General features: G+C 71.4%; 11 protein-coding genes. 10 read left to right on the top strand and 1 reads right to left on the bottom strand.

Features of this window, described 5'->3' with window-relative positions; all coding sequences use genetic code 11:
- Positions 1–152: 152 nt before the first annotated feature.
- Positions 153–611: an acyloxyacyl hydrolase gene (locus IDM46_RS02160; protein WP_185114689.1), complete on the bottom strand. Its 459-nt coding sequence runs from the start codon at positions 609–611 to the stop codon at positions 153–155.
- A 196-nt stretch (positions 612–807) separates the two neighbouring features.
- Here IDM46_RS02160 and IDM46_RS02155 point away from each other — a divergent pair, with 196 nt between their 5' ends.
- The 10 genes from IDM46_RS02155 to fis all read left to right on the top strand — a co-directional run bounded on the left by IDM46_RS02155 (position 808) and on the right by fis (position 12,930).
- Positions 808–2,706, top strand: a complete 1,899-nt coding sequence (locus IDM46_RS02155) for an endonuclease (RefSeq protein WP_185114688.1) — start codon at positions 808–810, stop codon at positions 2,704–2,706.
- Between the two features lie 210 nt (positions 2,707–2,916).
- The gene (locus IDM46_RS02150; RefSeq protein ID WP_185114687.1) at positions 2,917–5,304 is read left to right on the top strand and encodes a protein-disulfide reductase DsbD; all 2,388 of its coding nucleotides are present in this window, start codon (positions 2,917–2,919) and stop codon (positions 5,302–5,304) included.
- Positions 5,304–5,897 (top strand): TlpA disulfide reductase family protein, encoded by a 594-nt coding sequence (locus tag IDM46_RS02145; protein ID WP_185114686.1) that lies wholly within the window; start codon positions 5,304–5,306, stop codon positions 5,895–5,897. The genes IDM46_RS02150 and IDM46_RS02145 overlap by 1 nt, the downstream gene beginning before the upstream one ends.
- Positions 5,898–6,018: 121 nt before the next feature.
- Positions 6,019–6,465 carry a type II 3-dehydroquinate dehydratase gene (aroQ, locus tag IDM46_RS02140; protein ID WP_182822984.1) on the top strand — a complete coding sequence of 149 codons (447 nt, stop codon included), beginning with the start codon at positions 6,019–6,021 and terminating at the stop codon, positions 6,463–6,465.
- A 61-nt stretch (positions 6,466–6,526) separates the two neighbouring features.
- Positions 6,527–7,006 carry an acetyl-CoA carboxylase biotin carboxyl carrier protein gene (gene accB, locus IDM46_RS02135; protein WP_182822986.1) on the top strand — a complete coding sequence of 160 codons (480 nt, stop codon included), beginning with the start codon at positions 6,527–6,529 and terminating at the stop codon, positions 7,004–7,006.
- A gap of 10 nt (positions 7,007–7,016) precedes the next feature.
- Positions 7,017–8,384, top strand: coding sequence for an acetyl-CoA carboxylase biotin carboxylase subunit (gene accC, locus IDM46_RS02130; protein ID WP_182822988.1), 1,368 nt, complete (start codon positions 7,017–7,019; stop codon positions 8,382–8,384).
- 176 nt (positions 8,385–8,560) lie between these two features.
- On the top strand, positions 8,561–10,528 hold the full coding sequence (locus tag IDM46_RS02125) for a hypothetical protein (protein WP_185114685.1): 1,968 nt from the start codon (positions 8,561–8,563) through the stop codon (positions 10,526–10,528).
- An 85-nt stretch (positions 10,529–10,613) separates the two neighbouring features.
- On the top strand, positions 10,614–11,540 hold the full coding sequence (gene prmA / locus IDM46_RS02120; RefSeq protein ID WP_185114684.1) for a 50S ribosomal protein L11 methyltransferase: 927 nt from the start codon (positions 10,614–10,616) through the stop codon (positions 11,538–11,540).
- 41 nt (positions 11,541–11,581) lie between these two features.
- On the top strand, positions 11,582–12,571 hold the full coding sequence (locus IDM46_RS02115) for a DUF3426 domain-containing protein (protein WP_185114683.1): 990 nt from the start codon (positions 11,582–11,584) through the stop codon (positions 12,569–12,571).
- Between the two features lie 86 nt (positions 12,572–12,657).
- Complete coding sequence (gene fis / locus IDM46_RS02110; protein WP_182822996.1) at positions 12,658–12,930, top strand: DNA-binding transcriptional regulator Fis; 273 nt, start codon at positions 12,658–12,660, stop codon at positions 12,928–12,930.
- The last annotated feature ends 25 nt before the right edge of the window (positions 12,931–12,955 follow it).

Genomic DNA, 12,955 nt, shown 5'->3' with positions numbered 1-12,955 from the left:
GCGAATTCTAGCAGTCGGCCTAGCCGAGTGCCAAAACCCGGGCCACGAAAACCCGGCAAGGCCGGGATGCACGGAAGATGGGGCGGGGAGGCCCGGTATCAAGGCCCTGGCGGAACAAAGATGCGCGCCGGGTGGAATGCCCGGCCGGCGTGCTAGAACCGCCAGCCGGCGACCAGCATGGTCTCGCCGTCGTTGGGCGAGTCGAGGCTGGCGTTGGAGATGTGGCGCACCAGCAGCGAGAAGCGTTCCCAGCGCCAGCCGCCGGTGGTGATGAACTGCACATCGCCCGACAGCGCATCGGTCTCGCCCGCTTGCCCGCCGACGCCGGCACCCAGCGTCAGGCCGGTGTCGGTGCGCTCGTAGCGCAGGCCGACATGACCCACCACCACGCTCTCATCGAGATCCCGGCCCACGACGTGGCCACGCCCGTCGACCAGCACCGCACCGGCCTCGGCACGCAGCACCGCGTTTGACATGCGCCGAAGTTCCGGCAGCCAGGCCACGGAGGCGACCGCCGTGAACTCGCGGTCGGTGGTGTTGGACGCGCCGAGCGCGACCTCGACGTCGGGCGACTCGCGGGCGGGCGCGAGGCCGGGGGCAAGGCCCAGCAAGACGAGGGCAAGGCCGGCGCAGGCCCTGGAAACGGGGAGCGGAAGCGGCATCGATCGGACTGAATGCGGGGGAAGGCACACGATACGGGGCGGGCGTCACGCTTGCGTGCAGGCGGATGGAATGCTGCGTCCAGCGCACTGTGGCAACCGTCATATGCGCGGGGTACCCTCGCCGGCTTCACAAGGGGAGTCACCTATGCGTCGTTCCACACTGGCGGTCCGCTGCGCGATCGCGCTGGCCGCGTTCGCGGCACTTCCGGCAAATGCCGATGTCTTCGTCAACGAGATCCACTACGACAACGCCGGCACCGACGCAGGCGAGGCGATCGAGATCGTCGCCAGCGCGGGGGAAAGCCTGGCCGGCTACCAGGTCGTGCTCTACAACGGCAGCAACAACAGCAGCTACTCCACGACCCCGGTGCCCGCGAGCAACCTGGTCGCGTGCGGCGGCCAGGTGCGGCTGGCCACCATCAACTATCCGCTGGACGGCCTGCAGAACGGATCGCCGGACGGCATCGCTTTGGTCGACCCGCAGGGCAACGTGGTCCAGTTCCTGAGCTACGAAGGCACGATGACCGCCATCAACGGTCCGGCCGCCGGCCTGACCAGCACCGACATCGGCGTGGCCGAGGCCAGCACCGCCCCGCTCGGCACGTCGCTGCAGCTCGGCGGCACCGGCAACGCCTATGCCGACTTCAGCTGGGCCGACTCGGCCACGCAGACCTTCGGTACCTGCAACAACGACCAGTCCTTCGGCGAAGCCGGCAATGCCGCGCCGCGCGTCACCACCACCTTCCCGGTCGACGGCGGCACCGACTTCCCGTACGCCGCGGACCTCAGCGTGACCTTCAGCGAGCCGGTGGTCGCCCAGGCCGGCGCGTTCGTGCTGGCCTGCGACGGCCTGCGCCGCCAGCGCCTCGACCTCGACCATGTCGCGCAGGCGACCACCTTCGCGCTCACGCCGGCCAGGCCGCTTGTGCCCGGCCAGGCGTGCTCGCTGCTGGTCGATGCCACGCGCATCGCCGACCTGGATGGCGCCGCGCCTGAAGCCGATACCGCAGTGTCGTTCAAGGTGAAGCTGCCGCGCGGCGGCGGCAACGGCGGCGAGGGCTACTACGGCCTGGTGAACGCCTCCAGCCCCGGCCAGCTGCGCTGCTCTCTGCATGCGACCATCAAGGGCCACGTGGCCTATCCGTACAGCGGCAGCGGCACCAGCACCTGGACGATCCTCGAGATCGCCGACGAGGACCCGAACGACGCCGGCAAGATCCTCGACGTCTACCGCAACCGCAGCTACACCAAGGGCACCGACCGCGCCGGCAGCGGCGGCAGCAACAAGTACAACCGCGAACACACCTGGCCGAACTCGCTGGGCTTCCCCGCCACCACCGGCAACCTGGGCTTCCCCAACGCGCCCTACACCGACGCGCACATGCTGTACCTGAGCGACGAGGGCTACAACTCGAACCGCGGCAACATGCCGTTCGACAACTGCACCCAGGCGTCGGGCTGTGCCGAGCGCGTCACCGAGGCCAACAATGGCCGTGGTGGCGGCAGCGGCACGTATCCCGGCAATTCGAACTGGTTCAAGGGGCCGAACGGCAACCAGGGCTCGTTCGAAGCCTGGGGTGCGCGCAAGGGCGACATGGCGCGCGCGGTGCTGTACATGGCGATCCGCTACGAAGGCGGCACGCACCCGACCAACAACCAGGCCGAACCCGACCTCGAGCTCACCGACAACCGCAGCCTGATCGTGGGCACGTCGTCGTCGCCGGCCTACATGGGCATGCTGTCCACCCTGCTCGACTGGCACGCCGGCGATCCGCCGGATGACGCCGAGCGCGCGCGCAACGAAGTGGTGGCCGCGTACCAGGGCAACCGCAACCCGTTCATCGACCACCCGGAGTGGGCGAGCAACGCGTTGTTCACCTCCACCACGCCGACCGTCTGCGAACTCGGCACGCCCACGCCCGTCACCCCGCGCAACCCGAAGCTGCGCCCGCCGTACCGCCCGGCCACCACGGCCACGCCGCCGAAGGCGGCCGCTGCGCCGGTGAAGGTGTCGGCACCGGCGATCCGGCGCGCCGTGCGCTGAGGCAAGGTTCCACCTGCGAGGGCCGGCCGGGGTTGCCGGCCCTCGCATGGCATGCCGGCGGCAACCGCCGGCCTGCCCGATGCACCGGGCCTGCGGAACTGAGTGTCCCGGGGCCTGCCGATCCCGATGCTCCGCCTGTCCGCGGGCCACGTCTCCGCTACCCTAGGCTGCCCTTCCCGCAGCTGGCGCACGTTGAACGTCCACTCCCTCATGTCTGCCGCAGGCTGGCGCCGCACCTGCCTGGCGCTCGCCCTGCTTGTCCTGCCATGCGCGGCCATTGCCGCCGTCGACGTCGACGACCTGTTGCCGGTCGACGAGGCCTTCGTGCTGCGCGCCGAGGCGACCGACGCGGGGCGCATCGAACTCGCCTGGACGATCGCCGACGGCTATTACCTGTACCGCCACCGCATGGGCGCCGAACCGCTCGACGCCGGCTTTGACGTGGATGCCCGCGGCCTGCAGCTGCCGGCCGGGCGCCGGCACACCGACGAATTCTTTGGCGAGGTCGAAACCTACCGTGGCCGCGTGGCAGCGGTGCTCACCGGACAGGCCGGCACTGCCGGCAGCACAGGCCTGAAGGTGCGCTACCAGGGCTGCGCCGACCTCGGCGTCTGCTATCCGCCACAGACACGCACGGTCACCGTGGCGCTGCCGGGGTCGCGATCACCGGCGGCTCCCGACGCCGGCTTTGCCGCGCTCGGCCGCACGCTTGGCGGTGGCACCGCGCAGGCCGGCGCTGCGGCCCGGCCGCTGGGAGGCAAGGCCGACGCCTTGCCGCTGCCGCAGGAGCAGGCCTTCGCGTTCGAGGCGATCGCCGGCGACGGCAACACCGTGCTGATGCGCTTCACCCCGGCACCCGGTTATTACCTGTACCGCGACCGCAGCAGTTTCCAGCTGCACGCCGACGGCATCACGCCCGCAGCCCCGCGCTGGCCGCGCGGCGTGTCGCACCACGACGAACACTTCGGCGACGTGGTGGTCTATTTCGACCAGGTCGATGTGCCGCTGCCACTGCTGCGCACACATGGCGAAGCCCGCCAGGCCACCCTGACCGCCACATTCCAGGGCTGCCAGGACGAGGGCATCTGCTACCCGCCGATGACGCGCAGCGTGCGCCTGTCGCTGCCCGCCGGGACGGTTACGCCGGCATCGCCCCTGGCGGCGATGCCGATCGCGTCGCCAGGCGCCGCCACGCCGCCCGGTGCCGCGCCCCCCGAGGGAAGTTCCAGCGGCGCCGGCGCTCCCGCCGCCGGGCCAGGCGACACCACGGCGGGCACGCGGTCCACCAGCGGCGGTCTTGACGACCCGGCCGCGGAGCCGGGCGCGCCCGCGTCCAGCGCGGATGCCGCCGGCGACAACGCCGCGCGCAGCACGCCACCGGCCACGGCGGCCACCGGCGTGCTGGCCGCGCTGTTGCTGGCACTCGTCGGCGGCCTGCTGCTCAACGTCATGCCTTGCGTGCTGCCCATCCTGTCGCTGAAGGTGCTGGGGATCGCGCAGACCGGTGCCGACCGCGGCGCGGCGCGGCGCCACGCGCTCTGGTACACCGCCGGCGTGCTGTCCGCGTTTGCGGTGATCGGCCTGCTGGTGATCGCGCTGCGCGCCGCGGGCCAGGCGCTGGGCTGGGGGTTCCAGCTGCAGCAGCCGGGCTTCGTGGCCGCGCTGGTCCTGCTGATGGCCGCGGTCGGACTGAGCCTGTCGGGCGTGTTCACCATCGGCGGCAGCGCCAACCTGGGCCGCGGCCTGGCGACGCGCAGCGGGCCGCTGGGCGACTTCTTCACCGGCGTGCTGGCCTGCGTGGTGGCCAGCCCCTGCATCGCGCCGTTCATGGGCGGCGCGCTCGCGTTCGCGTTTGCCGCGCCCACCGCGGTGGCACTGGCCGTGTTCCTGGCGCTCGGCCTCGGGCTGGCGCTGCCGTTCCTGCTGGTCGGCTTCGTGCCGGGGCTGGCGGAGCGGCTGCCGAAGCCCGGCGCCTGGATGGAGACGCTGAAACAGGTGCTGGCGTTCCCGATGTACCTGACCGCGATCTGGCTGGCCTGGGTGCTCGGCAAGCAGCGCGGCGTCGACGCGATGGCGCTGGTGGCGATCGGCGTGGCGTTGATGGCGCTCGCCCTGTGGTGGTTCGAGCGCGCGCGCATGCGCGGTGGCTGGCGGCGCCTGCCCGCGCTCGCCCTGTTGCTGGTGGCGCTCGCCCCGGTGTGGCTGGTCACCCGCATGCCGCCGCCCGACCGCGCGCCGCAGCAGGCCGGCGAGGCCACCGTCGCCTACTCCGCCGCGCGCCTGCAGGCGCTGCGCGACGAAGGGCGCGTGGTGTTCGTGAACATGACCGCCGACTGGTGCGTGACCTGCAAGGCCAACGAACGCGGCACGCTGTCCAGCGTCGCGTTCCGCGACGCGCTGCAGCGCGCCGGCGCCACCTACATGGTCGGCGACTGGACCAACGTGGATCCGGAGATCAGCGCGTTCCTGGCCGCGCATCGCGCGGTCGGCGTGCCGCTGTACGTGGTGTACCCGCGCGGCGGCGGGGCGGGCGAGGTGCTGCCGGCGGTGCTGGACCGCAGCAGCACGGTGGCCGCGATCGAACGGGCGGCACGCTGATGCGCACGCGCACCGTGGTGCTGGCGGCGCTGGCCGCGGGCGTGCTGGGGATCGTCGCCGGCCTGGCCGTGAACGGCCCGGGCCCACTGCTGCGCACCGAGTTCGGGCAGCGCGCGCTCCAGGGTGCGATGACGGCCGTCGCGCCGCCTGCGCCTGACGGACTGCAGGTCGCGGTCCGCGGTGAGCCGGTGCCCGCGCTCACCCTGCCCGGCCTGGATGGCAGCCCGATCCTCATCCCGGACCACGCAGCGGGCCGCCCCCTGCTGGTCAACCTGTGGGCCAGCTGGTGTGGCCCCTGCATCGAGGAAATGCCGGAACTGGAACGCTTCGCCGTCGAACAGGGTGCCAATGGCGTGCAAGTGATCGGAATCGCGCTCGACGACCAAAACGCCGTGGAGGACTTTCTCACGCGCATCCCGGTGAGCTACCCGATCGCCATCGATATCCCCGGGCCGCGCGACGCCGGGGTGCAGCTGGGCAACCCGCGGGGCGTGCTGCCGTACACGGTGCTGATCGGGTCCGATGGACGCCTGCTGAAACAGCGCATCGGCCCATTCACGCATGGCGAAATCAGCGGCTGGGCGAAGCCCTGAGCGCAGCGACTCAAACAGTCGCTTAAAACAGCCATATTTGGCGCAACTTCTGCGATCTGGACACGATCGGACGCTTGGCGCAGACTGGCCGCCGTTTTGGCCACAGGCCGTGCGGCAACGAATGGGCAAGCTTCTCGTCCTCCATGGACCCAACCTCAACCTGCTCGGCAGCCGCGAGCCGGAGATCTATGGCCGCGACACGCTGGCGACGATCGACGCCGCGCTGCGCGCCCGGGTGGAGGCGGCCGGGCACGCGTTCGAGAGCCTGCAGTCCAACGCCGAGCACGTGCTGGTCGAGCGCGTCCAGGCCGCCGCCGGGGACGGCACCGGCTTCCTGCTGGTCAATCCCGCCGCCTTCACCCATACCTCGGTGGCCCTGCGCGACGCTCTGGCCGCGGTCGCCCTGCCCTTCATCGAGGTGCACTTGTCCAACCCGCATGCCCGCGAGCCGTTCCGGCGCCAGAGCTACTTCAGTGACCTGGCCGTCGGCGTGGTCTGCGGCTTTGGTGCCACCAGTTACGCGCTCGCCCTGGATGCGGCCCTGCCGCGCCTTGGCAGCACGCCCTGACCTTCCACACCCCATTCCCATCGCCTGCGCACCTGCGCGGACACCACCAGACGAGGCCCGCATGGACCTGAGAAAAATCAAGAAGCTGATCGACCTGCTCGAGGAATCCAACCTCGCCGAGATCGAGATCAAGGAGGGCGAGGAGTCGGTGCGCCTGGCCCGCATCCCGCGCGGCACGGCGGCGATGTCCGCACCGGCACCGGCGGACTACCACCGCGGCCCGGCAATGCCGATGCAGTCGCCGGTCGAGGCCGCCACCGGCGGTCGCCCGGGTGCAGCCGAGCCGAGCGGGCCGGCCTTGCCTGACGGCCACGTCGTGCGCTCGCCGATGGTCGGCACCTTCTACTCGTCGCCGGCGCCCGACAAGCCGGCCTTCGTCACCGTGGGCCAGGCGGTCAAGGCCGGCGAGACGCTGGGCATCATCGAGGCGATGAAGATGTTCAACCCGATCGAGGCCGACGTCGCCGGCACCGTGCTCGCCGTGCTCGGCGAGAGCGGCCAGCCGGTCGAGTTCGACCAGCCGCTGTTCGTGATCGGCTGAGGCGCGGACCATGCTCGACAAGGTCGTCATCGCCAACCGCGGCGAGATCGCGCTGCGCATCCTGCGCGCCTGCCATGCGCTCGGCATCCGCACGGTCGCGGTGCACTCCACCGTCGACCGCAACCTCAAGCACGTGGCGATGGCCGATGAATCGGTGTGCATCGGGCCGGCGCCATCGCAGCAGAGCTATCTCGACATGGCCAGCATCATCGCCGCCGCCGAGGTCACCGATGCGCAGGCGATCCACCCCGGCTACGGCTTCCTCGCCGAGAACGCGGACTTCGCCGAACGCGTCGAGCAGTCCGGCTTCGTGTTCATCGGCCCGCGGGCGGAGACCATCCGCCTGATGGGCGACAAGGTGGAGGCGATCCGCGCCATGCAGGAGGCCGGGGTGCCCTGCGTGCCCGGCAGCGGCGGCCCGCTGGGCGACGAGCCGGATGCCAACGTCAAGATCGGCCGCCAGATCGGCTACCCGGTGATCGTGAAGGCCTCCGGTGGCGGCGGCGGACGCGGCATGCGCGTGGTGCATACCGAAGCCGCGCTGCTCACCGCCATCCAGACCACCAAGGCCGAGGCCAAGGCCGCGTTCGGCAACGACATGGTCTACATGGAGAAGTTCCTGGAGAACCCGCGCCACGTGGAGATCCAGGTGCTGGCCGACGGCCAGGGCAACGCCATCCACCTCGGCGAACGCGACTGCTCGATGCAGCGCCGCCACCAGAAGGTGGTCGAGGAAGCGCCGGCGCCGGGCATCACGCCGGAGCAGCGCGCCGGGATCGGCAAGGTGTGCGTCGAGGCCTGCATCCGCATCGGCTACCGCGGCGCGGGCACGTTCGAGTTCCTGTACGAGGACGGGCGCTTCTACTTCATCGAGATGAACACCCGCATCCAGGTGGAGCACCCGGTCACCGAGATGGTCACCGGCATCGACCTGATCCGCGAACAGCTGCTGATCGCGTCCGGCCGGCCGCTGTCGATCCGCCAGGAGGACGTGGTGCTCAACGGCCATGCCATCGAGTGCCGCATCAACGCCGAGGACCCGGACAGCTTCCTGCCCTCGCCCGGACTGATCCAGCACTTCCACGCCCCGGGCGGGCCGGGCGTGCGCGTGGACTCGCACATCTACGAGGGCTATCGCGTGCCCGCCAACTACGACTCGATGATCGGCAAGCTGATCGTGCACGGCGCGACGCGCGAGCAGGCGATCTGCCGCATGCGCGTGGCGCTGTCGGAGATGGTGGTCGATGGCATCAAGACCAACATCGCGCTGCAGCAGCGCATCCTCGCCGACCGCGGCTTCGAGGATGGTGGACAGAACATCCACTACCTCGAGAAGCGGCTGTCCGAGCGCAAGGACATGGCGCTCTCGATCCTGTGATGCGCGCGAGGGGCGGCCACCGCCCCTCGCTCCGCCGGCGCACCCTGCGCCGGCGAACGTGGTAGACCCGCCCTTTTCTCGCATATGCTCGGACGCTCGTCGGACCGGGGGGGCCGGCATCACGTGCAAGGGAGAGAGAACCGATGCGTCTTTGCAGGAAGAACGTCCTACCCGTCGTGATCGGCGGTCTGCTGGCGGCCGGCATGGCCGGCACCACCGCCACCGCGCTCGCGCAGTCGCAGGCGCGCACCGCGATCGCCAAGCCCGCGGCGGGCGATGTCCACGCCAGGCCATGGGCCGCGGCCGGCGGCGACATCGGCATCCGCTGGAACACCGACCTCGCCGCCGACCTCGGCATCCGCATACGTCCCGCATCGGTGCTCGGCACGCGCGCCGGCGACGGCTCCGAGCGTTTCGCGCTGCAGCCGTTTTCGCAGCTGCGCTTCAACGTGGTCAACGGCTATGCACGCGAGATGACCGGCGGCGCGTTGCAGGCGCGCGGCGGCTACACGCTTGAAGTGCGCGACGGCAGCATCGACCTCGACGGCTTCCGCCTGGTGCCGCGCAAGGTCGCGGCGGGTGCCGAGCCGGAGTTCGACCTGGTCGGTGCCGACGGCGTAGCCTGGTTCCACGTCGACCGCGTGATGCACGAGCTGCTCGACGACCCCGCGGCCCTCACCATCGGCTCGTCCGACATCATGATCAGCGAGCGGCTGGCCAGGCGGATCGGCGCGCCGTACGCCGCCGGCTGGCCGATCGGCGAGGTGCAGCTCGACGCCACCGTGCAGGTGCGCGGCAGCGGCGGTGCGCGCCCGCAGGCCAATTACATCACCTGGCATGGCGCCCCGGCCCCGGACGGCGGCATCTACCAGAACGACCTGTTCATGAGGGACACCACGCTGTACTACACCCGCTGCCAGGGCTGCAGCGGCCCGAACGGCAATGGCCAGGTGGTGTTCACGCCGTCGTCGACGCTGAAGAACAACGTCAACGAAGGCAACATCGCCGCCACCGTGCCCGGCGACCCGCTCGGCACCAGCAGCGCGCGCTGGACCGCCACCATCCCGTGGTACCAGAAGTTCACCGCGCCCTCGCCGCCGTACCAGAACGACCAGCACCCCTACCTCATCTGGAACATGTACCGCACCAACGCCGACGGCAGCATCGAGCAGATCGGCCGCTCCGGCGTGAAGCAGGCCTACCTGACCACCAACGGCAGCTGCCTGGACAGCGGTGACCACCACGGCCATGCCCTCGGCCGCGGCTGCACCGACACCTACTCGGCCGGCAACAACGATTACACCCAGGGCCTGTCGCCGCGCAGCGAGATCGTGCCGTCCAGCGGGCTGTGGGGCCGCTGCGGCTCGACCTTCGACCCCGACTGCAATGGCGTGATGGACACCGGCCCCGGCGACCAGTACTGGGAGCGCATGGTGGTGCGTGAATCGCAGATCGCGCCGACGCTGCATCCGGGCGCGACCTGGATGTACGAGTCCTGGTACCTCGCGCGCGAGGACATCAACATCTACAACTCGATGTCCTCGCGCGCGGTCACGCCGTCCTGGGCGGGCTCCACCTGGAACGCCAGCAACGGCAGCGAACGCCTGGGTCCGGCGATCGACCGCTGGTTCGCGCAGGGCCAGGCGCCGACCAACCCGCGCAACCCCAAGCTGGGGGCGAGGTTCGAGCGCACGCTCATGACCGAACTCGTGACCGAGGCATCGCGCGCCAAGGTGGCGGTGAAGGCCAAGCGCCTGCCGAGCGGTCTGTGGCAGTACCACTACGCGGTGATGAATTTCGAGTTCGCGTTCGCCGAGATCACCGGCACCAACCCGAACATCCGCGTGTCCAACAGCCAGGGCTTCGATGGCTTCTCGCTGGCCACCAGCGCCGGCGCCCAGGTGTCGGGCACGGTGTTCCGCGACGGCGACACCAACGCCGGCAATGACTGGCAGTTTGCCACCGGCGCCAACCTGATCGGCTGGAGCGATGCGTCCGGCGGCAACTCGCTGTCCTGGGGCGTGCTGCATTCGTTCACGCTGATGTCCACCAAGGCCCCGGCAAACGGCGTCGCCACCCTGCGCGCCGACGGTGCCACGCGACCGCGCAGCTTCCAGGTCGCCACCCTGGTGCCCGGAACCTGAGGCACTGGCCGGCCCGGGCGATCCCGGGCCGGCTTCCACGCCGGCAAGGCCGTACCATGCTCGCCCCAGGTCACGGTGGCGTGCGATGCCCTTCCTCGAACTGACCCTGCGCTGCCGCGAATCCGAGCAGGCCCGCTACGAACACGCGCTCGACGACGTCGGCGCGCTGGCGGTGACCATGCTCGATGCCGATGCCGGCACCAGCAACGAACACGCCATCCTCGAGCCCGGCGTCGGCGAGACGCCGCTGTGGGACGACATCAGCCTGACCGCGCTGTTCGCGCACGATGCCGACGCGCTGCTGCTGCTCGCCGCGCTGGAAAGCTTCGACCCGGAGCTGGACTGGGCACGCGTGGCGTTCCGACGCGTCGAGGACCAGGACTGGGAGCGCGCGTGGATGGACCAGTACGAACCGCTGCGCTTTGGCGAGCGCACCTGGATCGTGCCCTGGAACCGCGAACTGCCGGACGATGCCGCCGGCGCCGACGCCGCGGTGGTGCGCCTGGACCCCGGCCTGGCGTTCGGCTCCGGCACCCACCCGACCACCGCGCTGTGCCTGCGCTGGCTGGACGGGCTGGCCGCGGAAGGCGTACTCGCCGGCGCGCGCGTGCTCGATTTCGGCTGTGGCAGCGGCATCCTCGCGCTCGCCGCGCTGAAGCTGGGGGCGGCCGACGCCACCGGCATCGACAACGACCCGCAGGCGCTGCTCGCCACGCACGACAACGCCGCGCGCAACGGCGTCGCCGCGCGCCTGGCGGTGTTCGCGCCGGGCGACGCGCCGGCCGGCACCTGGCCGGTGCTGGTGGCCAACATCCTCGCCTCCGCGCTCGATGCGCTGGCCGGCACCATCGCCGCGCGCGTGGCGCCGGGTGGCCGACTGGCGCTGTCGGGCATCCTCGACGGCCAGCAGGACGCGCTGCTCGCGCGCTACGGCGCCTGGTTCGACGCACTCGACGTGGCCATCGACGGCGACTGGGTGCGCATCGACGGCGTGCGCCGCGGCGACGCCTGAGCCCCTGCACGGCATCCGCCGCGCATGCTTGAATAGCCGCCATGTTCATCAACTGCCCGCATTGCCGCGGCCTGATCGCCACCGATCCGGCCACCGACCTGCCGCCGCCGCGCTGCCCGCGCTGTGCTGCACAGCTCGATGCCGGGCAGCCGGCGGAGCCGTCGCAGCAGGCGCATGACATGCGCGGCCCCGACGCCGCCGCGATCGACGCCGCGCGCAGCGGCGTGGCCGCGGCGATCGAGGATGCCTTCGGACCCGCGCGCGACGCGCACGCCGCCCTGCTCGCGCAGCCCGCGGTTTCGGTGGCCTCGTTGCTGCGCACCGGCAGCGATGTCGCAGCCGAGGGCGACGCGCCGCCACCTGACGCGGCAGCTCCGATAGCCGCCGACGCCGCGCCCCACCCCGCGGCCTCGTCCGAGGCCGCGGTCGCATCCGCAGCCGCGGACGCGCCCGCACGCTCCGATGCCGTGGAGTCACCGGCCGACCCGCCGCCACCGTCGCGCCGCGGCGGCAAGCCCGCGCCGAGCTTCGCGCGCGCCCGCCGCATCGCCGCCGATGCGCCAGCCGGACGCCGCTGGGTGATGCCGGCGGCCATCGTCGGCCTGGCCGTGCTGCTGGGCGTGCAGTGGCTTCTCGCCGATCGCGCACGCCTGGCCGCCGACCCGGCGTGGCGCCCGGTCGTGGCGCGCACCTGCGCGCTGCTGCGCTGTTCGCTGCCGCCGTGGCGCGAGCCCGCCGCCTTCGCGCTGCTGGAACGTGACGTGCGCCCGCATCCGCAGCGCGCCGACACGCTGCGCATCACCGCCAGTTTCCGCAACAACGCCACGTGGCCGCAGGCGTGGCCGGAGGTGGTGCTGACGCTGTCCGACGTCGATGGCCGGCCACTCGGCACGCGCGCGTTCGCACCCGCCGAATACCTCGGACAGGCGCCGGAGAACGCGCTGGTCGACAGCGGTGCCGGCGCGGTGATCCGCATGGACGTGCGCGAGCCGGGCCGCGGCGCGGTCGCCTTCATGTTCGACTTCCGCTGACGGCACGCCATTTGGCGTGCCCGCCGGGCGCGCGCTAGACTCGACGACGATCCGCGCCACCAGGGCGTGGTGCTTCCGGGGCCCTCTTGAACGCTGCCGACCATTCCGAGCCGCATGCGCGCGGCACGCCGCGTCCGCCGCTGCGCGAGCACGTCGCGAACGCGGTGCGCCGCTACATCCGCGACCTCGACGGCCGCGACGCCAAGAATCTCTACGAGATCGCCTTGCGCGAGCTCGAGATCCCGCTGTTCGTCGAGGTCCTGAACCACTGCGAGGGCAACCAGAGCCGCGCCGCGGCGATCCTCGGCATCCATCGCGCCACCCTGCGCCGCAAGCTGCGCGACTACGGCATCGTCTGACGCGGCTGCGAGGGCCGGTGCTTCG

Source organism: Luteimonas sp. MC1825, assembly GCF_014764385.1.
Lineage (GTDB): Bacteria > Pseudomonadota > Gammaproteobacteria > Xanthomonadales > Xanthomonadaceae > Luteimonas.
The sequence above is the reverse complement of the archived record's forward strand: the minus strand, read 5'-3'. Positions and strand labels throughout refer to the sequence as shown.